Raw genomic sequence first — 21,170 nt, 5'->3', positions numbered from 1 at the left:
CCCAGTCGGCATCCGCCGCGCCTGCCGCGCCGGCCGTCGTGGTCCCCGCGCAGAACGGCACGGCCGCCACCGCCACCGGGGCCGCCGGCTCCAAGGCCTTGGCCAAGCCTCCCGTGCGCAAGCTGGCCAAGGACCTCGGCATCGACCTGGCCGCGGTCGTACCCACCGGCGACGGCGGGATCGTGACCCGCGAGGACGTGCACGCGGCGGCCGCCGCGGCCAACGCCCCGCAGGCTCCGGCTCCGGCCGCGGCCCCGGCCGAGGTGCCCCCCGCCCCGGCTCCCGTCCAGGCTCCGGCCGAGGCGTCCGCGCGGGAGACCCGCATCCCGGTCAAGGGCGTCCGCAAGGTCACCGCGCAGGCGATGGTCGGCTCCGCGTTCACCGCGCCGCACGTCACGGAGTTCATCACCTTCGACGTGACCCGCACGATGAAGCTGGTCCAGGAGCTCAAGGCGGACCCGGACCTCGCGGGGCTCCGGATCAACCCGCTGCTCCTGATCGCCAAGGCCGTCCTCGTGGCGATCCGCCGCAACCCGGACGTCAACGCGTCCTGGGACGAGGCGGCCCAGGAGATCGTGCTCAAGCACTACGTCAACCTGGGAATCGCCGCGGCCACTCCGCGGGGCCTGATCGTCCCGAACATCAAGGACGCCCACGCCAAGACGCTCCCGGAGCTGTCCGAGGCCCTGTCCGCACTGGTCGCCACGGCCCGCGAGGGCAAGACCTCCCCGGCGGACATGCAGAACGGCACCATCACCATCACCAACGTCGGCGTCTTCGGCGTCGACACCGGCACGCCCATCCTGAACCCCGGCGAGTCCGCGATCCTCGCGGTCGGTGCGATCAAGCTCCAGCCCTGGGTCCACAAGGGCAAGGTCAAGGCCCGCCAGGTCACCACCCTGGCGCTGTCCTTCGACCACCGCCTCATCGACGGCGAACTCGGCTCGCGCTTCCTCGCCGACATCGCCGCCGTACTGGAACACCCCCGCCGTCTGATCACCTGGTCCTGACGGCCCGGACCGGCCCGCGGGCAACCCCCGCAGGCCGGTCCGCTCCTTCCGGCGCCTTGTGGCCCCGGCACTTTCCGGCCCGATCCGGCTGATCCTCCCGGCCGCCCCTGACGCGCGGAAATATCGTGGCGGGTCGCCGCGGGCGGTGTGATCATCGGCCCATGCGCTTCCGCTCTGCCCTCGCAGACCCCACCGACCTCGACCGCGCCCTCGCCTACCAGGCCGACGGCCCCGTCCCCGCCCTCACCCCGGAGAAGATCCGCGAGGAACTCGCCGCGCACCAGATGCGCGCTGAGTGGACCTGGATCGCCGAGGAGGAGGACGGCGAGATCCTGGCCCGCGCCCTGTGGTGGGGCCGGGGCGACAGCGAGCGGCCCGGCGTCCTCGACTGCCTCCAGGTACGGAATTCCGTCGCCGACCCGGCAGCCGTCGCCGCCGCGCTGCTCTCCGCCGGGCACGCCGCCTTCGGCAAGCTCCCGGACTACAACATCTCCCTGCCGCGCGACTGGCGCACCGGCCCCGACGGCCTGGCCGACGCCGTCGCCTGGCGGCAGGAGGCCGCCGCCAAGGCCGGCCTGACCCGCGAGATCGAGCGACTGCGCTTCGAGTGGACCCCGGACGCCGGGACCACCGAACCCACCGGCCGGCTGGTCTTCCGCGAGGGCACGGACGAGGAGTTCCTCGACGCCTTCGTCCGCCTCTCCAGCGGAAGCCTGGACCTGCACACGCAGAACGAGCTGCGCACGATCGACGCCGAGGAACTGGCGCGCGACGACATCGAGTTCTACACCGACTGCCCCGGCGAGCGCTCCTGGTGGCGCCTGGCCCACCTCCCCGACGGCACCCTCGCCGGCCTGGCGATCCCCTCCGCGACCCCGTACCACCGCAACGTCGGCTACCTCGGCGTCGTCCCAGAACAGCGCGGCCAGGGCCTGATCGACGAGATCCTCGCCGAGATCACCCGCTTCCACGCCTCCGAGGGCGCCCGGCGCATCACCGCCACCACGGACATCGTGAACGCCCCCATGGCCGCCGCCTTCACCCGTGCCGGCTACGAGGTCACGGAGATCCGCCTGGTGATGGAAGCCTCCCAGGGGGCGTGAGCGGAACCGCCGGGGTCCCCGATAGCGTTCCTCCTGAGGACGTGACCGGCGCTAGAGGGGGTACGGGCCCATGGAACTGACCGGAGAAATCGCCGCGATAAGGGACGGACGGGGTGATCCGGCGCGCCTGATCGGGGAGTTCCGGCGGGCCGCTCTGCTCGTTCCGCTCGCGGACGGTCCCGAAGGCGGGCTGATGTCGGCGGTTTCGGGTGGTATCCGCTGGATCTACGCGTTCACCGACGAGGAGGCGCTGGCGCGTTTCGCGCAGGCGCGTGGGGAGTCCGGCCGGGAGTGGGAGTTCCTCTCGGTGCTGGGTGCGCGTCTGGTGGACGCGGTGGTTCCGACGGCGGACCGTCCGGCGGGCGTGGCGGTGAACGTCGCGGATGCGGACGGGTCGATGTTCTTCCCGCCGGTGGCGGGGATCGTTCCCGACGGCAGTGCCGTGGATGTCGTCGATGGGGTGGAGGCGGCCTGATGGCGGGCAACGGGGATCTTGAGGTTTCGCCGGCGGCGGTCAAGAACATCCAGGACGGTCTGCGGGCGGCGATCGGGGAGTTGCGGGAGTCGGGGGACGCGGCCGGTGCGTCGATGGGTGCGGGTTTCGAGAATCTGGCGATGACGGGGATGGAAGCCGGGCACGCGGGGGTGGCCACGGATTTCGAGGATTTCTGTGAGCGCTGGGAGTGGGGCGTGCGCAGTCTGGTGCAGAACGCGTCCACGCTGGCGGGGTCGTTGGGGATCGCGGCGGGCACGGTGTGGGAGGAGGAGCAGTACCTCGAGGGCTCCTTCAAGGTCGTCGCGAACGCCGCGTACGGCAATCCGCACGCGTCCGAGGACGAGATCGAGCGGAAGAAGTGGGGGGACATCTTCTCCGCGGACGTCTACAAGCCCGATTACAGCCAGGAGTCCTTCCAGAAGGGTGCCGAGGACATCAAGCAGACCTGGTCGGACACGGGGGACAAGCTGAAGTCGAGCGGGAAGATCGGTTCGATCAGCGATCTGCTGGAGCAGGCGAAGCGTGACGGGGGCGGTCGCTGATGGGGTGGCGGGATTTCGTTCCGGATGTCGTCGAGGACGTCGTCGAGGAGGGCACCGAGAAGGTCGGTGACGCGATCGAGTGGGCCGGTGAGAAGACGGCCGATTTCGCGGAGGACGTCGGTCTGGACGACGCGGGTGACTGGATCCGTGACAAGAGCCGGTCGGCGGCCAACCAGCTGGGCGCGGACGTCGCGGAGATGGAGCTGGGTCAGACCGAGGATCCGAAGAAGCTGGTCTACGGCAGTGTGTCGAAGATCCGCGCGCAGGTCTCGCACCTGAACGACTTCAAGGCCTCCTTCGACAAGGTCGGCAACGGGTTGAAGGGGATGGGGGAGCCGGACGGGCTGAAGGGCAAGGCGGCGGACGCCTTCCGTGAGTCGGTTGCGAAGGAGCCGCCGCGCTGGTTCAAGGCGGCGGAGGCGTTCGGGAAGGCCGCGGACGCGATGGGACGCTTCGCGGAGACGGTGGAGTGGGCGCAGAACCAGGCGAAGGAGGCCCTGGAGGAGTACAACCGGGCCAAGAAGGTCTCCGAGGACGCCCGCAACGCGCACAACAAGCTCGTCAAGACGTACAACGACGCGCTCAAGGCGAAGAAGGACCCGCTGCCGGCGCGCCCGTCGGAGAACTTCACCGATCCGGGGACCGCGATCGCGACGGCCGCGCAGGACAAGCTGGACACGGCCCGCAAGCAGCGCAACGACGTGGCGGAGACGGTGCGTACGGCGGTCCGCGCGGCGCGTGACGCGGCTCCGCCGAAGCCTTCGTACGCCAAACAGCTCGGCGACGGCATGGACTACATGGATCTTGCCAAGACGCACCTGGCAGGTGGTGTCATCAAGGGCACGGCGGGCATCGTGAACTTCGCGCGTGCGCTGAACCCGATGGATCCGTACAACCTGACGCACCCGGCCGAGTACATGACGGCGTTGAACTCGACGGCGGCGGGTCTGGTCACGATGGCCAACGACCCGATGGGCGCGGGCAAGCAGATGCTCGACGAGTTCATGAAGGACCCCTCCGAGGGCATCGGCAAGATGCTCCCGGAACTCATCGGCTCCAAGGGACTGGGGGCGTTGAAGAAGGTCGGCTCGGTCGCCAAGCACGCCGACGACCTCAAGGGACCGGGCCGCACCACGCTCGACGGCGACGGCCCGGACCTGCACAAGACCCCGGACGGGGACAAGGCCACGGGTCACACCGACCCCGTCGACCTCGCCACCGGCCGGATGTACCTGCCGCAGACGGACCTCGTCCTGCCCGGCACGCTCCCGCTGGTCTTCACCCGTCGCGCGGAGTCCGGGTACACGGCGGGCCGCTGGTTCGGCCCGTCCTGGGCGTCCACGATCGACCAGCACCTGGAGATCGACGCGGAGGGCGTCGTCCTGGTCGCCGAGGACGGGCTCGTGGTCGCCTATCCGCACCCGGCTCCCGGCATACCGGTCCTTCCCGCCACCGGCCCGCGCCGCCCGCTGGAGCGGACCCCGGACGGCGACTGGACGGTGACGGACCCCGCGACCGGGCAGGTGCGCCGCTTCGGCCGGCCGGTCGGCCCCGGGGCCGGCGCCGGCGGCGAGCAGCGGGACAGCGGCGCGCAGGGGGACGGCGTCGCGCAGCGGGACGCCGGCGAGCAGGGGGACGGCATCGCGCCGATCGTCCAGCTCGACGACCGCAACGGCAACCACATCGTCTTCGAGTACGACGCCGAGGGCGTGCCGGTCGCCATGGCCCACTCCGGCGGCTACCACGTCCGCTTCGAGACCGCCGAGGGCCGGATCACCGGCCTGCACCTGACCGGCGGCCCGCGCGTCCTCTCGTACGGCTACACCGACGGGAACCTCACCGAGGTCGTCAACTCCTCGGGCCTGCCGCTGCGGCTCGCCTACGACGAGCGCCGCCGCATCACCTCCTGGACCGACACCAACGGCAGTCGCTACGACTACGTCTACGACGACCAGGACCGCTGCATCGCCGAAGGCGGCGAGGCCGGACACCTCGCCCTCACCCTCTCCTACGACGGACGCGACCCGGCGACCGGCCACCGCGTCACCGCGGTCACCGCCGCTGACGGGCACACCCGCCGCTACCTGATCGACGAGCGGTTCCGGGTCGTCGCCGAGATCGACCCGCTCGGCGCCGCCACCCGCTACCAGTACGACAGCGCCGGTCGCGTCATCAGCCGTACCGATCCCCTGGGCGCCACCTCGCTCCAGGAGTACGACGAGGCGGGGCGGATCACCCGCTCGATCCGGCCCGACGGCCGCACCGCGGGCACCGAGTACGACGAACAGGGCCTGCCGGTCCGGGTGGCGAACGCCGACGGCACGGTCATCCGCCAGAGCTTCGACGCACGCGGCAACCGCACCTCGCTCACCACCTCGACGGGCGCCGTCACCACCTTCGCCTACGACGAGCGCGGCCACGTCGTCTCGGTGACCAACCCGCTGGGCGCCGTCACCCGCTACACCACCGACGCGGCCGGCCTGCCCGTGACCATCTCGGATCCCCTCGGCGCCACCTCCCGGTTCGAGCGCGACGCCTTCGGGCGCGCGGTGCGCGTCACCGACCCGCTCGGCGGGGTGACCACCATGGAGTGGACGCCGGAGGGCAGACCCGCCCGCCGGGTGGACCCCGACGGTGCCGAGTCGCTGTGGACGTACGACGGCGAGGGCAACTGCACCTCCTTCACCGACCCGGCCGGCGGGGTGACCCGCTTCGAGTACACCCATTTCGACCTGCTCGCGGCCCGGACCGGGCCCGACGGCGTGCGCTACGAGTACACCTACGACGCCCTGCTGCGGCTGACGGGCGTACGCAACCCCCAGGGCCTGACCTGGGAGTACGTGTACGACGCGGCGGGCCGCCTGGTCTCGGAGACCGACTTCGACGGCCTGACGCTGACCTACTCCTACGATCCGACCGGACGGCTGCGCTCGCGCGTGAACGGGCTGGGCGAGGAGATCGCCTACGAGCGGGACGTGCTCGGCCGGATCATCCGCAAGACCTCGCCCACGGGCACGGCGACGTTCGAGTTCGACGTCTTCGACCTGCCCGCGGCCGCGGTCTCCTCCGACGGCACCCGGCTGGTCCGCATCCGCGACCGGCACGGGCGCCTGGTCGAGGAGCAGGTCGACGGCCGCACGGTCCGCTACGCGTACGACGAGCTGAGCCGGCCGGCCGGCATGACCACGCCCACCGGGGCGGAGAGCCGCTGGACGTACGACGAGGGCGGCCACCGCACCGAGCTCAACGCCTCGGGCCGGACGCTCACCTTCGAGCGGGACGCGGCCGGCCACGAACTGACGCGACGCATCGGCGACCACACGGAGCTGCACCAGACCTTCGACGCGGTGGGCCGGCTCACGACCCGGCACATCACCGGCTCGGACCAGCGGACCCTGCTGCGCCGCGGCTACAGCTACCGCGCCGACGGCAACCTGCTGGGCATCGACGACGCGGCGACGGGACCGCGGACCTTCACCCTGGACGCGGCCTCCCGGGTCACCGCCGTGGACGCCGCCTCCTGGTCGGAGCGCTACGCCTACGACGAGGCGGGCAACCAGACCTCGGCCTCCTGGCCGGAGCAGCTGGGCACGGAGGCCACCGGCGCGCGCGCCTACACCGGCACGCGGATCAGCCGCGCGGGCCGCGTCCGCTACGAGCACGACGCCCAGGGCCGGGTGATCCTGCGGCAGAAGACCCGGCTCTCCCGGAAGCCGGACACCTGGCACTACACGTGGGACGCGGACGACCGGCTCACCGAGGTCACCACCCCGGACGGGACGCGCTGGCGCTACCGCTACGACGCGCTGGGCCGCCGCGCGGCGAAGCAGCGGCTCGCGCCGGTCGATGTTTCACGTGAAACATCGGCGGGGCTGGACGAGGCCTTGGGGCGCGACGAGGCTCTGGAGCTCGACGAGGTCGTCGAGGAGACCGTCTTCACGTGGGACGGCCCGACCCTCATCGAGCAGACGACCCGCTCGGCGGGCAACCCGCACGAGGTCACCATCAGCTGGACGCACTCCGGCATGCACCCGCTCACGCAGGTGGAGACCATCCGCAGGGCGCCGGACGCGGTGCGGTTGTCGAAGGCCCCGCAGGAGGAGATCGACAGCCGGTTCTTCTCCATCGTCACGGACCTGGTCGGCACGCCGACCGAGCTGATCGACGAGCACGGCGAGGTCGCCTGGCACACCCGCGCGACCCTCTGGGGCACGACGAGCTGGAACCGCGACGCCTCCGCCTACACCCCGCTGCGCTTCCCGGGCCAGTACTACGACCCGGAGACCGGCCTCCACCACAACTACTTCCGCACCTACGACCCGGAGACGGCCCGCTACCTGACGGGCGACCCCCTGGGCCTCGCCCCGGCCCCGAACCCGGTCGCCTACGTCTCCAACCCCCACGTGTGGGCGGACCCGCTGGGCCTCAACCCGTGCACGAAGCCGGGCGAGGAACGGAAGATGCTGGAGCCGGCCAGGCGTGAACCTCCGCACCTGGAAGGAGGGCCGATCCTCGCCCGCTTCGCCAAGCCGGGCGAGGAGTTCAACATGGTGATGGGGCGCGGCCAGACGGATCCGGGCGGATTCGGCACCTTCGACGACGTCCCCAACCAGCAGTTCGTCCGTGACCAGCTGGCGATCCGCACCGACTGGAAGGATGACGTGTCGATGCTGCAGCGCTACCGAATCCCGGAGGGCGGTGACCCGATCCTCGTCCAGGAGAGCATCATCGGGCCCCAGATGGACCCGAAGCTGGGCCCTCTGCCCGGTGGCGCGGGTCAGATCGAGATCATGGAAAGAGCAGACCGAGCCCGGCTGATCCCAGTCGGCCCACCCACGGAGATTCCCAAGTGAGCGAATCAGATCCCGACGTCGTGATCACCTGGACCCGCGGTGACACCACGGTCCGGTGGAGCGGCCCCGCCGGAACCGTCGAGAAGCAGTACGAAGTCCCGCCGCAGGTCGTCCTGACGTGGCGGGAGTACGACCGGACGATGGTGCTGGTGGTGGAGAAGCTGGACTCCACGCCCTTCACCCCGACGGACAACGCGGTGGTCTACTGGGCCGACGGCTCGGAGCGGTTCAGGCTGCACCCGCCGCGCGACCTGGTGGGGGACCCGAACGCTGTGGAGGGCTTCTACTCCGCCCACCTGGCCGACGGTCGGCCGCTCATGATCATTGCCACGCGCACCTCGGGCGATTTCCACGGCCGCATCGACGTGGAGACCGGCGAGATCGTGGACACCAACACCTGGCGCTGAGTCGGAGAAGAGTCACGTGACAGAGGAAGCCCCCGACGTGGCGGTCGCCTGGACCAAGGGCGACACCACGGTCCGGTGGAGCGGCCCCGCCGGAACCGTCGAGAAGGCGTACGACCATCCGCCGCAGGCCGTCATGGCGTGGCGGGAGTACGACAGGGCGATGGTGCTGGTGGTGGAGAAGCTGGACACCGCACCCTTCACCCCGTCGGACAACGCGGTGGTCTTCCGGGCCGACGGCTCGGAGCGGTTCCGGCTGACCCCGCCGCGCGACCTCACGTACGAACGGCACGACATGCACGGCTTCCACGACGCCTTCCTCCAGGACGGGCGACCGCTCCTGATCATGGTCACGCGCAACGCGGGTGACTTCCAGGGCCGCATCGACGTGGAGACCGGCGAGATCGTGGATACCAACCACTGGCGCTGACCGCGAAGCGGTAGCCTCCCGGGCTGGGAGAGGGGTGGAGCCGGGTGTCCATCGCCGAGTTGCAGGTGTATGCCGTCGAGGCGGCCGATGTCACGGGTGGCGTGTGCGTGGTGCGGTGCGTCGGCGGGGTGGCGCGGGCGGGGCAGGTCTACGCGGCTGGGGAGCTGCGGCTCGGGCTGCGCAGGATCGAGCGGTACGGGCGCACGGTGGAGTCCTTCGACGCGGGGCACACGGCGAAGGTCCACCTCACCGGCCCCGTGGTGGCGCTGCTGGCCCGGGGCCAAGTGCTGACGTACGTACCGCCGGACGGGCACTCGCTGGTGGAGCTGGAGGCGTGGCTGGCCACCGGGCCGCCGCTGCTGGAGGAGCCGCATCCGGGCCCGCTGCGGGCCCTGGCGACCGTCAGGATGCAGGACGAGGCCCTGGCAGACGGGACGCGGCTGCGCTGGGGGCGGGTGGCGCTGGCCGCGATCGCGCGGGCGGGCCGGCCGGAGGAACAGCCGTACGTGCGCAGCTACCTTCTCCAGCGCTTCGGTCCCGGGACGGAGGGGAGCCCGGATCCCGACCGGGATCCCGCCGCGCTCTGCCGGGACGTCCTGGCAGGCATCGGCATGACCCCCGAGGAGGCGGCCGCGCAGGCGCGCGTCTGGCGGGAGCTTCCGCGCCCCGCGATCCTGCGCCTGCGCCGCGCGAAGAATCTGATCCCCTGCATGGCCCCGGCCCGTCCGCACCTGGCCGTCACGGACCCCTTGGCGCTGGCAGCGGACGCCTGGGCGGCGCTGCGGCCGGGGCTTCCGTAGCGCCGCGCGCGCTTCAGCCTGCCGCGTTGCCCGCGGCGCTTTCGAGCGCCCCGCGTGCCTCAGCCTGCCGCGTTGCCCACGACCTTGGTGGGGGTGAGGCGGACGACGACCCGGACGTTCTCGGCGGGGGCGTTCGCGTAGGCCGCGCCCGCGCCCGGGCCCTGGTACTCCTCCGCGATGCGGACGGCCACGGCACGGCCGGTGTCCTCGGTGACGGTGGCGGTGCCGCGGATCTCGGCGTAGAGGTAGGGGTTGGCCAGGTCGAAGACGGTCAGGCTGATCCGGGCGTCCCGCGCGATGTTGCGCTCCTTGCGGCGGCCGCGCTCGGTGGAGATGAGGATCTCGTCGCCGTCCCGGGTCACCCACACCACGGAACTCTGCGGGCCGCCATCGGGGTTCAGCGTGGCGAGTACCGCGGGGTGCGGGGCGTCCAGGAGCTTGCGTACGGTGTCGTTCAGCACAAGAGTCATGTGCGGCAGGGTAGTTGGATCGTACGGGGCCTTGCGGGGACTTCCGCGCGCCCCCGGCCCGATTACGCCACGTCGGATCCCCGCCACGGGATGTTGCACCACGGGCCGGCCGGGTCGGTGGTCAGGGTGAGGTGCGTGGCCAGCGAGCCCGCGTACCACTCGCCGAACTCCTCCTCATCGAAGTGCAGGCACCGCCCCAGGGCGTACCCGGCGGAGAACTCCTCCCACGAGCGGTACGTCGCGCGCGCCGCCTCCCCGGCCCGCAGGACGCCGCGTTCGGCGTCGGCGAGCGTGCCGTAGCGGGCGCCCAGGCCCCAGCGGGCCATCTGCGAGGCCCGGCCGTAATCCCAGCCCTCGACGGAGCGGACCCAGTCCCCGTCGGCGAGCAGCCCGTCCGCGCGGAAGCGCTGCTCGTAGCGGGCGATCCGGCCGATCAGCCGCTGCACGCCCGCGACCTCGCCCTCCACCTCGGCGGTGGGGCGGGGCTCGGCGACGGTGACCCCCTCGGGGGTGAGCTGCGGTTCGGCGGCCCGCTCGGCGCTGCGGCGCAGAGTGGTGGCCGCGGCGTGCCGCCAGTGCTCCACGTCGACGGGGCCGGCGAAGTCCGAGGCGAGGACGCGGCGCACGCGCAGCGCGAACTCCCAGACGGGGCTGACGATCTCGGCGGCGAGCATGCGGCGCAGGACGTCGTGCCAGTCGGCGGAGGTGGTGATGCCCCAGGACGTGCGCAGGCGTTCGCGCTCGCGGGTGTAGCCGTTGCCGTGGTAGGCGAGGGAGTTCCAGAACTCCCCGTTGGAGACCGCGAGATGGGCGCCGACGGCGAGGCCGTGCGCGACGGGCCCGTGGAGCGGGCCGCCGACGTGCAGGGAGTGCACGGCTCCGGGGGCGAGGCCCCAGACCGGGGCGACGGCGTCCCAGTGGGCGCGCCAGCGGGCGCGGTCGGCGGGGGTGGTGGTGAGGTAGGCCTCGGTGGGGGAGCCCGGGTTCACGGCGAGGTGGGGCGGGTCGGCGGCGTCCCAGGCGTTCGCGAACCAGCGCAGGGACCGGGGGACGTACACGGTGTGGGGGTCGGGGGCGGGCAGCATGCCGCGCGTGTGGACGACGAGGCTGCGGCGGTCGGGGGTGGGGTGCAAACGGAGGTGCGCGGGCTCGGCGTCGATCCGCGCGCGGGACTGCGCCAGGAACAGCTCGCTGCGGGCGAGGGCGTCGAGGTAACCCGGCCAGTCGCCGCGCGCCTTGGCCTCGTACAGCTCGCGCTCGATGGAACTCGGCGCCGTCCACCCATCCATGCGGGCCAGCCTAACCGGGCGGCCCGGGGGCCAACTCGGCCCGGGCCCGGCTGGAGCACCGCGCGGAGCTGGCGAAACTGCCCCGTGTCCGTGTCCATGTGCAGGTCCATGTCCGTGTGCGGGTCCGGGCAGGAAAGCGCCGTCTACAGCCGGTACTTTGACCGCACGGCCAGGCTGAGCCCGGCACTGCCCGGGCCGCCTTCGCGGCCTCGGCGGCGTGACCGCCGTCGCAGGACGGCACTCGGCATGACGGAGAAATCCGGTGGCCGCGCCAGTAGGGTGTCGGGCCCCGGGGGACTCGTCGCGGCAGAGGGAGCGGCTATGCGAGGCGGTACGGGTACGGTCGCGGTGGTCGGTGGCAGCATCGCCGGGTGCGCGTTCGCTTCGGCGGCCGCGCGGGCCGGGGCGGCCGAGGTGGTGGTGCTGGAACGCACGCGCGGGCGCCTCGCGGACCGGGGGATCGGGCTGTGCGTCCACGACGACCGCGCCGCCGAACTCGCCGCGACCGGGGCGCTGCCCGCCGGGATCCCCGCGCACCCGCTGGCCCGGCGTCGCTGGGTGGTCCGGGACCCGGCGGTGGGAGCGGCCGGGCGGGTGATCTGGGAGCAGCCGTTCCCGTTCCACTCCTACCACTGGGGCCTGTTGTGGCGGGGGCTGCGGGAGGCGACCCCCGACTCGGTGGTCTACCGGCAGGGCGAGACCGTCACGGGAGTGACGCAGGCGAGCGGCGGGGTCGAAGTGCGGCTGGCCGACGGGTCGGTGGAGCGGTACGACCTCGCGGTCGGCGCCGACGGCTACCGCTCCGTGGTGCGCGAGACGGTCTGCCCGGGATCCCGGCCGCACTACGCCGGGTACGTGTGCTGGCGCGGCCACTTCGACGCCCGGCGACTGGATTCCCTGGCAGGCGGCGTCGCGGACTGGCCCGCCGACGCGGTGAGCACGGTGTGTTTCCCCGGCGGGAGCTGCGTGATCTACCGGATCCCGGGCGGACCGGACGGCGGGCTGCGCGTCAACTGGGTGCTGTACGCGGTACCGCCGCCGTCGGCGGGGCTGCGGCTCGACGACCCGACGAGTTTCCCGCCGGGCACGGTGACCGGGGAACTGGCGGCCCACCTCGCCGAGTTGCTGGAGCAGGAGTTCCCGCCCTACTGGGGCCGGGTGCTCGGGCTGACGGATCCGGAGCACGTCTACGTTCAGCCGATCTACGACCTGGAGACCGCCCGCACCGCCGCGGGCCGCTGCCTGCTCGCCGGGGACGCCGCTTCCGTGGTGCGCCCGCACAACACCAGCGGGGCGGCCAAGGCGCTCCAGGACGCGAGCGCCTTCGAGGCGGCGTGGCGCGGGGCCGGGTCGTGGGAGGAGCTGCTGGACGGGTACCAGGAGGCGCGGGGCACCGCGGGGCGGGAGCTGGTGGCGCTGGCCCGCCGGCTGGGCCGGGCGCAGGTGGAGAGGACCCCGGAGTGGGGGGCGATGGGACGCGGCGAGGTGCGGGCGTGGTGGCAGGGCCAGCTCGCCGGGGCGGCGGACATCGGGGGCCAGGCCCTGTCCCCGTAGGGGCGGCCGGGGGCGCGCGGCCCCGGCGGGAGCTCCCGTCTGGCGGGCCATTACCGAAGGGTGACGGTGTCGGCGCAGGTCACGGGCGTACGTACGCCGATTGCGCGGCGTGTCACAAGAGGCGGGTCGGCGGCTGCGGTTGCGGGGGCTGACGGGGTGCCGGTGAGTGGGGTGGTGACACGTCCCATGTCACGTCCCATGTCATGTCCCGGGGACTCCCAGGCCCCGGGTGCCCTGCCCCTCGACAGGAGAGATACGTTGCGTCGCTACACGCGTTACACCGTCCCCGCCGCCCTCTGTCTGACCCTGCTGGCCGTGTCCCCCGGCCTGGCGGGCGCCGCCTCCGAGGCCCCGAAGCCGCAGGCCCCGGTCGCCGGGCGGGCCATCCCCGGCACCGAGGCGCTACTCGCGCAGGTGCAGTCGCTGGGCGGCGTCGGCGGGCTGCTCCAACCGGTCACCGACCTGCTGGCCGCCGTCCTCAAGTCCCCCGACGGCAAGCTCCCGGAGAAGGACCTCGCCGCCTTCAAGGAGAAGACCGACGCGGCGCTCGCGGAGCTGAAGAAGACCCTGCCCGCCGCCCCGGCCGCCCCGGCCGTGCCCGCACCGCTCCCGCCGGCGGACGCGCCGAAGCTGCCGGTGGAGGCTCCCAAGCTTCCGGCGGATGCCCCGAAGCTGCCCGTGGAGGCTCCGAAGCTCCCGGCGGATGCTCCGAAGCTGCCCGTCGATGCTCCGAAGCTTCCGGCGGACGCTCCGAAGGCGCCCGTCGACGCCTCGAAGCTGCCCGTTGCCGCGCCCAAGCTCCCCGTCGCGCTCCCCGGGCCCGCGCGGGCCGCCGGTGGTCCGCTGGACGTGGTCACCGGCGCGATCGACAAGCTCAAGGCGTCCGTCGACGGCCTCGCCAAGGTCGCCGGTCCCTGCGGCTGCTCCACCGACGCCAAGGCCAAGGCCACGGACGTCCTGGGCGACCTGGTCGCGGCCGTGCTGGCGCTGCTCACCGGTCTCGGCCTGCCGGGCCTGCCCGTCCAGGCCCCCGCGCTGCCCGTCGAGTAGCGGCAGGACCCGTACGGCATCGGCACAACCCCTCCCGCGCGGGCCCGGCGGCGCGCGACGCGTGCGACCGCGTGCGCCGCCGTGCCGCCGCGCGACCGTACGGCCCCCCTTGACGTGCGGTGCGGCCGGACGGAAGCTCCCCGGGCTCGGATCCGTACGGTTGCAATGGGGGGCCGGAATGCCGGAGCAGCACGTCCAGACGGCGGGGGAGCTGAGGGCGCGGCTCGCGGCCCGCGGGGCGCGGTGGTCCGTGAGCGAACACCTCGCCGACGACGACCCGGTACCGAGGCCCGCGCTGGGCCTGGGGCCGGAGGCCGGTCTCACGCCCGCCGCGGCCGCGCCGCCCGTGGACCTGAGGGGGCTCATCGGGCGGCCGAGCGGCAATCCGCACCTCACCCGGCGCAGGGCGGCGCACGGCCTGCTGTCCGGTCCGGGGGCCGCAAGCGCCGCCGCCCGGCCGACGGCCGTGGACTGGCGCAGCCGCTGGGGCTGGCCATGGATCACGAAGGTCAAGGACCAGAACCCGTGCGGTTCCTGCTGGGCCTTCGGGGCGGCCGGTCTGATCGAGTCGATGGCCCGGATCGAGCACCACGTGTGGGCCAAGAGGTCCGAGGGGGACGTGCACGACGGGCTGCGGGCCCCCTGCGGGCAGACGGGCAGCCCCGAGGCCGCGCTGGACTGGGTCCGGACCAACGGCGGTCTCGCCGATCCGGGCTGCTGGCCGTACTCGCCGCCCCCGCCCGGAACGCCCGCCGACCGCCGCGACGCCTGGCGGGCCGAGTACACCCCGAGCTGGGACCGGTCCGGCCGTACGGTCCGCATCACCGACCACGTCCGCCTCGGCGACGTGGAGCAGCAGAAGGTGTGGCTGGACGCGGTCGGGCCGCTGACCGCCTGTTTCGAGGTGTACGACGACTTCTTCGGCCTCGGTTCCGGCGTCTACCACCGCACCAGCGACCGGCTGGCGGGCGGCCACTGCGTCCTGATCACCGGCTACGACGACGCGGCCGGCTGCTGGCTGTTCAAGAACTCCTGGGGGACCGGCTACCACGTCGGCGGCCACGGCCGGATCGCGTACGGCGAGGTGAAGATCGACCACTGGGCCAAGTGCGGCCTGTACGGCACCAACATCGACCCGTGGAGCAAGCGCCGCCTGCACACCGGCAACGTCTACGAGAGCGGCAACGGCCGCGCCCACCGCAACTTCGAAATGGCGGCCCTGGCGGGCGGCGGGAGCGGGACCGGGACCGGGAGTGGCGGTACCGGTACGGGCGCCGGTACCGCCACCGCCACCGGCCGCATCCAGCACTGGTGGCGCGACGGCGACGCCCCCTTCCCGTGGGCCCGGGCGCGGACCTTCGCCTCCGACGCCTCCGGCCAGCCCGCCTTCACCGGGACCACCTACAACCGGAACATGGAGTCCCTCCACGTCACCACCGGCGGCCGGCTGCGCCACTGGTACTACGAGCAGTCCGGCGGCGCCTGGCGCGACGGAGGCGCCTTCGGCCCCGGGGACGCGGCGGTCGGTTCGACCCCGGCCTTCATCCAGAGCGACTACGGGGCTCCGGGCAACTTCGAGGTGGTCGTCCGCACCGCCGACGGGCGCCTCAACCACTGGTGGCGGATCAACGGCGCCCCCTGGGCCTGGAACGACGGTGGCCGCTTCGCCTCCGGCATCGCCCACTACGGCCCGGCCCTGGTCCAGACCCGCTCCCGCCACCTCGACCTGGTCGCCACCCGCACGGACGGCCGGATGCAGCTGTGGTGGCGCGACGACCCGAACGGCTTCGTCTGGCACCCCGGCGAGATCTTCGGCAGCGGGACACCTCCGCGCCCTGCCTGGTCGAGGCGCAGTACGGGGCGGCCGACGAGGACACCGCCGGCAACTACGAACTGTGCGTGACCGGCGGGGGAGGCCGCGTCGAGCACTGGTGGCGCGGCAACGCGGGCGACTCCGCCTGGCGGCGCGGCGCGGTGTTCGGCCACGACGTGCTGGCCGTCACCGGGATGCTGCAGGGCAGCTTCGGGTTCAACCTGGAGGTGATCGCCCTGCGCACCGACCGCCTGCTCCAGCACTACTGGCGCGACGGCGCGGGCTGGCACGAGGGCGCGGTGATCGGCCCCTCGGGACCGGTCTGAGGGACCGGTCTGAGGGCCCGGCCTGAGGGCCCGGCCTGAGGGCCCGGCCTGAGGGACCGGTCTGAGGGGCCGGCCGTCTCGAAGGCCTCCGGCCCCGCTGCGAAAGGACGCCCCCGAGGTGGAGGTACGCAAGGTGGCGCTCGCGCCCGGTGAGCCGTACGAGCTGCGCCTCACCGGGCGCGGCGCGCGCGGCTACGTGTGGACCTGGCGGGTGACCGGCGACGCGGACGCCGTGTCCGTGTCCGAGGGCCCGGCGGCGCCCGCCGCCACGGCGGAGCCGCCGCTCGCCGGGGCGACCGTGGAGCGGGTGTACGTCGTACGGGGCCGGGCGGCGGGCGCCGCCCGGATCCGCTTCGCGCAGGTCCGGCCGCCGTACCCGGACGAGGCTCCGTACGACGAGTTCGTCCTGGACGTGGAGGTGGGCGGGGGCGTGGACATGGGCGGGGGCGTGGACGTGGCCGTGCACGGGTGAAGGTCCACATCCTGGACCGTGCCCGGCCCGCACCCCTGTTGTATCTATCCTGTGCGCATGCCATCAGCCACCGTCACCCCCACCGTGACCGCTGCCGAACGGGTCTACCAGCACGTCAAACAGGGCGTGCTCGAACGACGCTACGAGGGCGGCACACTGCTGACGGAAGGCGAGCTCGCGGCCTCCGTGGGCGTCTCCCGCACGCCGGTCCGCGAGGCGCTGCTGCGCCTCGAAACGGAGGGGCTGCTCAAGCTGTACCCGAAGAAGGGTGCGCTCGTCCTCCCGGTCTCCGTCCAGGAGATCTCGGACGTGATCGAAACCCGGCTGCTGGTCGAGGAGTTCAGCGTCCGACGGGCCGTGCCCGCCCCGCCCGGCCTGCTGGACCGGCTCGCGGAACTGGTCGAGGAGCAGCGCCGCCTCGGCGCCGCGGGTGAGCTCGGCGCGATGATGGCCGCCGACCGGGCCTTCCACGCGGAGATCGTGCGCAGCGCCGGCAACCAGATCCTGTGCCGCCTCTACGACCAGCTGCGCGACCGCCAGCTGCGCATGGGCGTCGCCCTGCTGCACGCGCACCCCGAGCGGGTGGAGCGGACGCTCGCCGAGCACGCGGAGATCCTCGAGGCTCTGCGCGCGGGCGACGCCGACACGGCCGCCGCGGCGGTACGCGCGCACGTGAGCCGGGTCGCGGAGCTGGTGCGGGGGTCCGCCCGATGAGCCCGACCGCCGTTCCCGTCGCCAAGGACCCGGTGGGCGGGCGCCGCGCGGTGATCGTCTGGTCGATCGGTGTCGCCGTCTACTTCGTGGCGGTCATCTTCCGCACCAGCCTCGGCGTCGCCGGCCTGGAGGCGGCCGACCGCTTCCACGTGAACGCCTCCGCGCTGGCCACCTTCTCCCTCCTCCAACTGCTGGTCTACGCGGGCATGCAGATACCCGTAGGCCTGATGGTGGACCGGCTCGGCACCAAGAAGGTGCTCACCCTGGGCGCCGTGCTCTTCACGGCAGGGCAGATCGGCTTCGCGCTCTCCCCCTCCTACGGGATGGCCCTGGCCGCCCGAGCCCTGCTGGGCTGCGGCGACGCCATGACCTTCATCTCCGTGCTGCGGCTCGGGACCCGCTGGTTCCCGGCCCGCCGAGCCCCGCTGATGGCGCAGCTGGCCGGCCTGGTCGGGATGGCGGGCAACCTGGTCTCGACGCTGGTGCTGGCCCCCGTACTGCACGGGGTCGGCTGGGTGCCCGCGTTGGCGGGCAGTGCGGTGGCGGGACTGATCGTCCTGGTCCCGCTCGTGCTGTTCCTGCGCGACCACCCCGAGGGCCACGAGCCCGCGTCGGCGTCCCTGTCCGCGTCCCTGTCCGCGCCCGCCTCGGCCGGACGGGCCGGGGCGGGAGGCTTCGTACGCCGCCAGATCGCGGACTCCTGGAAGGAGCCCGGGACCAAGCTCGGTCTGTGGGTGCACTTCACGACCCAGTTCCCGGCGATGGTGTTCCTGCTGCTGTGGGGCATGCCGTTCCTCGTCGAGGCGCAGGGGCTATCGCGCACCACGGCGGGCGGGCTGCTGACGCTGGTCGTCGCCTCGAACATGGCGCTCGGCCTGATCTACGGGCAGGTCGTGGGCCGGCGGCAGTCGGCGCGGATCCCCCTCGCCCTGGGCACGGTCGCCGCCACCGCGCTGCTGTGGGGCTCGGTCCTGGCCTACCCGGGGGACCACGCGCCGATGTGGCTGCTGATCGCGCTCTGCCTGGTGCTCGGCGGCTGCGGCCCGGCGTCGATGATCGGCTTCGACTTCGCCCGCCCGGCCAACCCGGCGGAACGTCAGGGCACGGCCTCCGGAATCACCAACATGGGCGGTTTCATCGCGTCGATGACGACCCTGCTGGTGGTGGGGCTGCTGCTCGACGCGACGGGGGACGACTACCGCGTCGCGTTCTCGTCCGTCTTCGTCTTGGAGGTCCTGGGCACCAGCCAGATCCTGCGCCTGCGCGCCCGCGCGCTGTCCCGCGAACGGGACCGCGACCACGAGCGCGTCCGGGCCTCCGCGCTGCCGGCCCAGGGCCGGGCGGCCGACGCCGACGCCGAAGCTGTGTTTGGCGTCGACGCCGCGGCCGGGACCGCGCCCGACACCAGCCCGGCACGAGCCTGTTAGCCCTGCGGCCGACCGCGACCGCGACCCCGACCGCGGCTCACGACGTCACGGCCGCACGGCTCACGACGTCACGGCGTCACCGAGAAGTGGGCCAGGATCGCCTCGGCCAGGGCCGGGTCACCCTCCACCTTCACGCGGTCGCCGACGGCGTGCGGCCGTACCCGCCCGCCCGCAAGGCGCACGTACGTCTCCCAGTCCAGGGTCAGCGTCACGGCCGGGCCCAGCGACGGGGCCTTGTCGATGGTGCCCCGCCCCTCCGCGTCGACCCGTACGGTCCGCATGAACTCCAGCGCCCCGTGCACGTCGATGACGACGGCCGAGTTCGCGGGCGCGCCCGCCTTCTTCGCGACCACCTTCGGCAGCCCGGCCAGCAGGACGTCGCGCGACACGTACGCGCCGGGCGAGTCCCAGTTCCCCGGCACCCCCAGCGCCGTCCGCAGGTCCTGCTCGTGCATCCACACGTCGAACGCGCGCAGCCGCAGCGAGTGCTCCAGCGTCGCCGGCTCGCCCAGCGGTCCGCGCACGATCGTGTCCGGATCCCGCTTCTCGTTCCGCAGCTGCCGGGAGCGGCGGATGACCGTGTACTCCAGCTCCGAGGTCATCTCCGGCGCCGTGTGGTGGCGCCGTACGTCGACCTGGACCTCCATGTACCGGCTGAACTCGTCGACCACGTGCCGCAGGTCCCTCGGCAGGGTGTGGATCGGCCGCGGGTCACCGAGCTGCTCGCATTCGATGCCGATGATGTGGGACACGACGTCGCGCACCGACCAGTTGGGGCAGGGCGTCGCCCGGTTCCACTCGCCCTCCGTCAACGGAAGGACCAGCTCGGATATCGCCTCGATGGAGTGCGTCCACGCGTCGGCATAGGGCTGAAGACTCGGATGCGGATGGACGGTCAACGGGACCCCTCGCGTGCTGTTCATTGGCGCGTTGGTGGCGCGTTCTGGAAGCTTGTGCAATGGCTTCAAAACTACGCTGCCGGTGAGCACCCCGGCAGTGCTTTCGTGTGACGATCGTAGGCCCGAGTTGACGGCTTGAACGCCAGGACGGTGGTACCGTGCGCGCTTCCCTGATCCAAATCGCGGTGAACGACGGGGAGTCGGTGGTTTCCCGCCGCTCCCGCGCCGCAGAGCTCGTGCGCGAACAGGCGGGCAGCGACCTCGTCGTCCTCCCCGAACTGTGGACCGTGGGCGCCTTCGCCTACGAACAGTTCGAGACGGAAGCGGAGCCGCTGGACGGCCCGACCTACGAGGCCATGTCCAAGGCGGCCCGGGACGCCGGCGTCTGGCTGCACGCCGGTTCCGTCGTGGAGCGCGCGGGCGACGGATCGCTCTACAACACCACCCTCGTCCTCTCCCCGACGGGCGAACTCGCGGCCACGTACCGCAAGATCCACCGCTTCGGCTTCGACCAGGGCGAGGCCGTCCTGATGTCCGCCGGCGACTCCCTGACCACCGTGGTCCTGCCGGAGCAGACCCTCGGCATCGCCACCTGCTACGACCTGCGCTTCCCGGAGCTGTTCCGCGGGCTGGTCGACGCCGGGGCGACGACCATGGTCGTCGCCGCGGGCTGGCCCGCCCGCCGCCGCTCCCACTGGACCCTCCTGAGCCGCGCGCGGGCCGTAGAGGACCAGAGCTACGTCCTCGCGTGCGGGCTGGCGGGCACCCACGCGGGCGTGGAACAGGCCGGCCACAGCCTGGTCGTCGACCCGTGGGGCGAGGTCCTGGCGGAGGCGGGCCCCGGGGAGGAGGTCCTGACCGTGGACCTCGACCCGGCGAAGGTCGCCCGGACCCGCGAGCAGTTCCCGGCCCTGAAGGACCGCCGCCTGGCGCTCTGAGACGGCCCCGGCCCCCGGTCCGGTCCCCGGCTCCGGCGGTCCGCTCCTCACTGTTCGGGGTCCGGTCCCTCGCGCTCCTTCTCCGCCATCCGGATCACGCACACGGCGACGGCGATCAGCAGCGAGGCGTCCGTGTCCTCGCGGATCACGTCCACGGCGTACGTCTCGCGGATCCGGTACCACTGGCGGGAGACGAGCGCGAGGAGCTCCCCGTCGTACTCGACCTTGAACTCCCGGTCCAGGATCCGGCCGCTGATGTCGAGCTCGGTGCCCTCGTTGAGGGTGACGAGGTAGTGGTTGCGCAGCAGCGAGAAGCGCTTCTTGCGGATCACCGCGAGCCGCCGGTCGTCCCGCTCCAGCGTCATCGCGTCGCGGAAGCCGAAGAACCTCTCCCGCAGCGTGATCAGGATCTGCCCGTCCGGATCCTTCAGCTCCAGGGTGTCGCGCAGCCGCAGCGCCTTCCCGTCGACGAGGAAGGCGTGGCGGCCGTCCTCGTCCTCGATCCAGTAGTCGTCCCCGAGGGCCAGCAGTTTGTCGCGAACCAGGTATTTCATGCCGTCATCGCTGCCCGCGATAGGTT

20 protein-coding genes are annotated in these 21,170 nt (G+C 72.8%); 16 read left to right on the top strand and 4 right to left on the bottom strand.

Annotated features, from left to right (window positions below):
• From J7E97_RS09195 to J7E97_RS09160, 8 genes are all read left to right on the top strand, one after another.
• On the top strand, positions 1 to 1,010 hold a 1,010-nt coding region (locus J7E97_RS09195; RefSeq protein WP_215024306.1), incomplete at its 5' end, for a dihydrolipoamide acetyltransferase family protein.
• Between the two features lie 161 nt (positions 1,011 to 1,171).
• Entirely contained in the window at positions 1,172 to 2,113 is a 942-nt protein-coding gene (locus J7E97_RS09190; protein ID WP_215024304.1) for a GNAT family N-acetyltransferase, read from the top strand.
• 70 nt (positions 2,114 to 2,183) lie between these two features.
• Positions 2,184 to 2,588, top strand: coding sequence for an SseB family protein (locus tag J7E97_RS09185; RefSeq protein ID WP_215024302.1), 405 nt, complete (start codon positions 2,184 to 2,186; stop codon positions 2,586 to 2,588).
• Positions 2,588 to 3,151, top strand: coding sequence for a hypothetical protein (locus J7E97_RS09180; RefSeq protein WP_215024300.1), 564 nt, complete (start codon positions 2,588 to 2,590; stop codon positions 3,149 to 3,151). Before J7E97_RS09185 ends, J7E97_RS09180 begins: the two co-directional genes overlap by 1 nt.
• A complete protein-coding gene (locus J7E97_RS09175) occupies positions 3,151 to 8,004 on the top strand; it encodes a putative T7SS-secreted protein (RefSeq protein WP_215024298.1) in 4,854 nt (1,617 codons plus the stop codon). The genes J7E97_RS09180 and J7E97_RS09175 overlap by 1 nt, the downstream gene beginning before the upstream one ends.
• Entirely contained in the window at positions 8,001 to 8,411 is a 411-nt protein-coding gene (locus J7E97_RS09170; RefSeq protein WP_215024296.1) for a hypothetical protein, read from the top strand. Before J7E97_RS09175 ends, J7E97_RS09170 begins: the two co-directional genes overlap by 4 nt.
• A 16-nt stretch (positions 8,412 to 8,427) precedes the next feature.
• Positions 8,428 to 8,838, top strand: a complete 411-nt coding sequence (locus J7E97_RS09165) for a hypothetical protein (protein ID WP_215024293.1) — start codon at positions 8,428 to 8,430, stop codon at positions 8,836 to 8,838.
• Positions 8,839 to 8,882: 44 nt separating this feature from the next.
• The gene (locus tag J7E97_RS09160; RefSeq protein ID WP_215024291.1) at positions 8,883 to 9,638 is read left to right on the top strand and encodes a hypothetical protein; all 756 of its coding nucleotides are present in this window, start codon (positions 8,883 to 8,885) and stop codon (positions 9,636 to 9,638) included.
• Positions 9,639 to 9,697: 59 nt separating this feature from the next.
• Here J7E97_RS09160 and J7E97_RS09155 read toward each other — a convergent pair whose 3' ends face one another.
• Together J7E97_RS09155 and J7E97_RS09150 are read right to left on the bottom strand one after the other, a co-directional pair.
• Positions 9,698 to 10,108, bottom strand: coding sequence for a PPOX class F420-dependent oxidoreductase (locus J7E97_RS09155; protein WP_215024289.1), 411 nt, complete (start codon positions 10,106 to 10,108; stop codon positions 9,698 to 9,700).
• A 62-nt stretch (positions 10,109 to 10,170) separates the two neighbouring features.
• The gene (locus J7E97_RS09150; RefSeq protein ID WP_215024287.1) at positions 10,171 to 11,397 is read right to left on the bottom strand and encodes a DUF1266 domain-containing protein; all 1,227 of its coding nucleotides are present in this window, start codon (positions 11,395 to 11,397) and stop codon (positions 10,171 to 10,173) included.
• A gap of 321 nt (positions 11,398 to 11,718) precedes the next feature.
• On the opposite strand from J7E97_RS09150, the gene J7E97_RS09145 reads away from it, so the two are divergent.
• From J7E97_RS09145 to J7E97_RS09120, 7 genes are all read left to right on the top strand, one after another.
• Positions 11,719 to 12,951, top strand: coding sequence for an FAD-dependent monooxygenase (locus J7E97_RS09145; RefSeq protein ID WP_215024285.1), 1,233 nt, complete (start codon positions 11,719 to 11,721; stop codon positions 12,949 to 12,951).
• A gap of 258 nt (positions 12,952 to 13,209) precedes the next feature.
• Positions 13,210 to 14,001: a hypothetical protein gene (locus J7E97_RS09140; protein WP_215024283.1), complete on the top strand. Its 792-nt coding sequence runs from the start codon at positions 13,210 to 13,212 to the stop codon at positions 13,999 to 14,001.
• Between the two features lie 178 nt (positions 14,002 to 14,179).
• The gene (locus J7E97_RS09135) at positions 14,180 to 15,904 is read left to right on the top strand and encodes a C1 family peptidase (protein WP_251054129.1); all 1,725 of its coding nucleotides are present in this window, start codon (positions 14,180 to 14,182) and stop codon (positions 15,902 to 15,904) included.
• Complete coding sequence (locus J7E97_RS35650) at positions 15,901 to 16,140, top strand: hypothetical protein (RefSeq protein WP_251054128.1); 240 nt, start codon at positions 15,901 to 15,903, stop codon at positions 16,138 to 16,140. Before J7E97_RS09135 ends, J7E97_RS35650 begins: the two co-directional genes overlap by 4 nt.
• Positions 16,141 to 16,258: 118 nt before the next feature.
• A complete protein-coding gene (locus tag J7E97_RS09130) occupies positions 16,259 to 16,612 on the top strand; it encodes a protease inhibitor I42 family protein (protein WP_215024281.1) in 354 nt (117 codons plus the stop codon).
• Between the two features lie 57 nt (positions 16,613 to 16,669).
• The gene (locus tag J7E97_RS09125) at positions 16,670 to 17,326 is read left to right on the top strand and encodes a GntR family transcriptional regulator (protein ID WP_215024279.1); all 657 of its coding nucleotides are present in this window, start codon (positions 16,670 to 16,672) and stop codon (positions 17,324 to 17,326) included.
• Positions 17,323 to 18,753, top strand: coding sequence for a nitrate/nitrite transporter (locus J7E97_RS09120; protein ID WP_215024277.1), 1,431 nt, complete (start codon positions 17,323 to 17,325; stop codon positions 18,751 to 18,753). Before J7E97_RS09125 ends, J7E97_RS09120 begins: the two co-directional genes overlap by 4 nt.
• Positions 18,754 to 18,821: 68 nt before the next feature.
• Here J7E97_RS09120 and J7E97_RS09115 read toward each other — a convergent pair whose 3' ends face one another.
• Positions 18,822 to 19,676: a maleylpyruvate isomerase family mycothiol-dependent enzyme gene (locus J7E97_RS09115; protein WP_374224124.1), complete on the bottom strand. Its 855-nt coding sequence runs from the start codon at positions 19,674 to 19,676 to the stop codon at positions 18,822 to 18,824.
• 134 nt (positions 19,677 to 19,810) lie between these two features.
• On the opposite strand from J7E97_RS09115, the gene J7E97_RS09110 reads away from it, so the two are divergent.
• Positions 19,811 to 20,590: a carbon-nitrogen family hydrolase gene (locus J7E97_RS09110; RefSeq protein ID WP_215024275.1), complete on the top strand. Its 780-nt coding sequence runs from the start codon at positions 19,811 to 19,813 to the stop codon at positions 20,588 to 20,590.
• Positions 20,591 to 20,637: 47 nt separating this feature from the next.
• Here the strand turns inward: J7E97_RS09110 and J7E97_RS09105 are convergent, their stop codons facing one another.
• Positions 20,638 to 21,144, bottom strand: a complete 507-nt coding sequence (locus J7E97_RS09105; protein WP_215024273.1) for an LURP-one-related/scramblase family protein — start codon at positions 21,142 to 21,144, stop codon at positions 20,638 to 20,640.
• Positions 21,145 to 21,170 lie beyond the last annotated feature (26 nt).

The organism is Streptomyces sp. ISL-66 (assembly GCF_018614135.1).
In the GTDB taxonomy this organism is placed as follows: domain Bacteria; phylum Actinomycetota; class Actinomycetes; order Streptomycetales; family Streptomycetaceae; genus Streptomyces.
The sequence above is the reverse complement of the archived record's forward strand: the minus strand, read 5'-3'. Positions and strand labels throughout refer to the sequence as shown.

Bases quoted from the DNA above. Each gene is read 5' to 3' on its own strand.
- J7E97_RS09125 (WP_215024279.1), top strand. From the start codon at position 16,670: ATGCCATCAGCCACCGTCACCCCCACCGTGACCGCTGCCGAACGGGTC.
- J7E97_RS09135 (WP_251054129.1), top strand. From the start codon at position 14,180: ATGCCGGAGCAGCACGTCCAGACGGCGGGGGAGCTGAGGGCGCGGCTC.
- J7E97_RS09155 (WP_215024289.1), bottom strand. From the start codon at position 10,108: ATGACTCTTGTGCTGAACGACACCGTACGCAAGCTCCTGGACGCCCCG.
- J7E97_RS09150 (WP_215024287.1), bottom strand. From the start codon at position 11,397: ATGGATGGGTGGACGGCGCCGAGTTCCATCGAGCGCGAGCTGTACGAG.
- J7E97_RS09145 (WP_215024285.1), top strand. From the start codon at position 11,719: ATGCGAGGCGGTACGGGTACGGTCGCGGTGGTCGGTGGCAGCATCGCC.
- J7E97_RS09115 (WP_374224124.1), bottom strand. From the start codon at position 19,676: ATGAACAGCACGCGAGGGGTCCCGTTGACCGTCCATCCGCATCCGAGT.
- J7E97_RS09190 (WP_215024304.1), top strand. From the start codon at position 1,172: ATGCGCTTCCGCTCTGCCCTCGCAGACCCCACCGACCTCGACCGCGCC.
- J7E97_RS09185 (WP_215024302.1), top strand. From the start codon at position 2,184: ATGGAACTGACCGGAGAAATCGCCGCGATAAGGGACGGACGGGGTGAT.
- J7E97_RS09105 (WP_215024273.1), bottom strand. From the start codon at position 21,144: ATGAAATACCTGGTTCGCGACAAACTGCTGGCCCTCGGGGACGACTAC.
- J7E97_RS09120 (WP_215024277.1), top strand. From the start codon at position 17,323: ATGAGCCCGACCGCCGTTCCCGTCGCCAAGGACCCGGTGGGCGGGCGC.
- J7E97_RS09180 (WP_215024300.1), top strand. From the start codon at position 2,588: ATGGCGGGCAACGGGGATCTTGAGGTTTCGCCGGCGGCGGTCAAGAAC.
- J7E97_RS09175 (WP_215024298.1), top strand. From the start codon at position 3,151: ATGGGGTGGCGGGATTTCGTTCCGGATGTCGTCGAGGACGTCGTCGAG.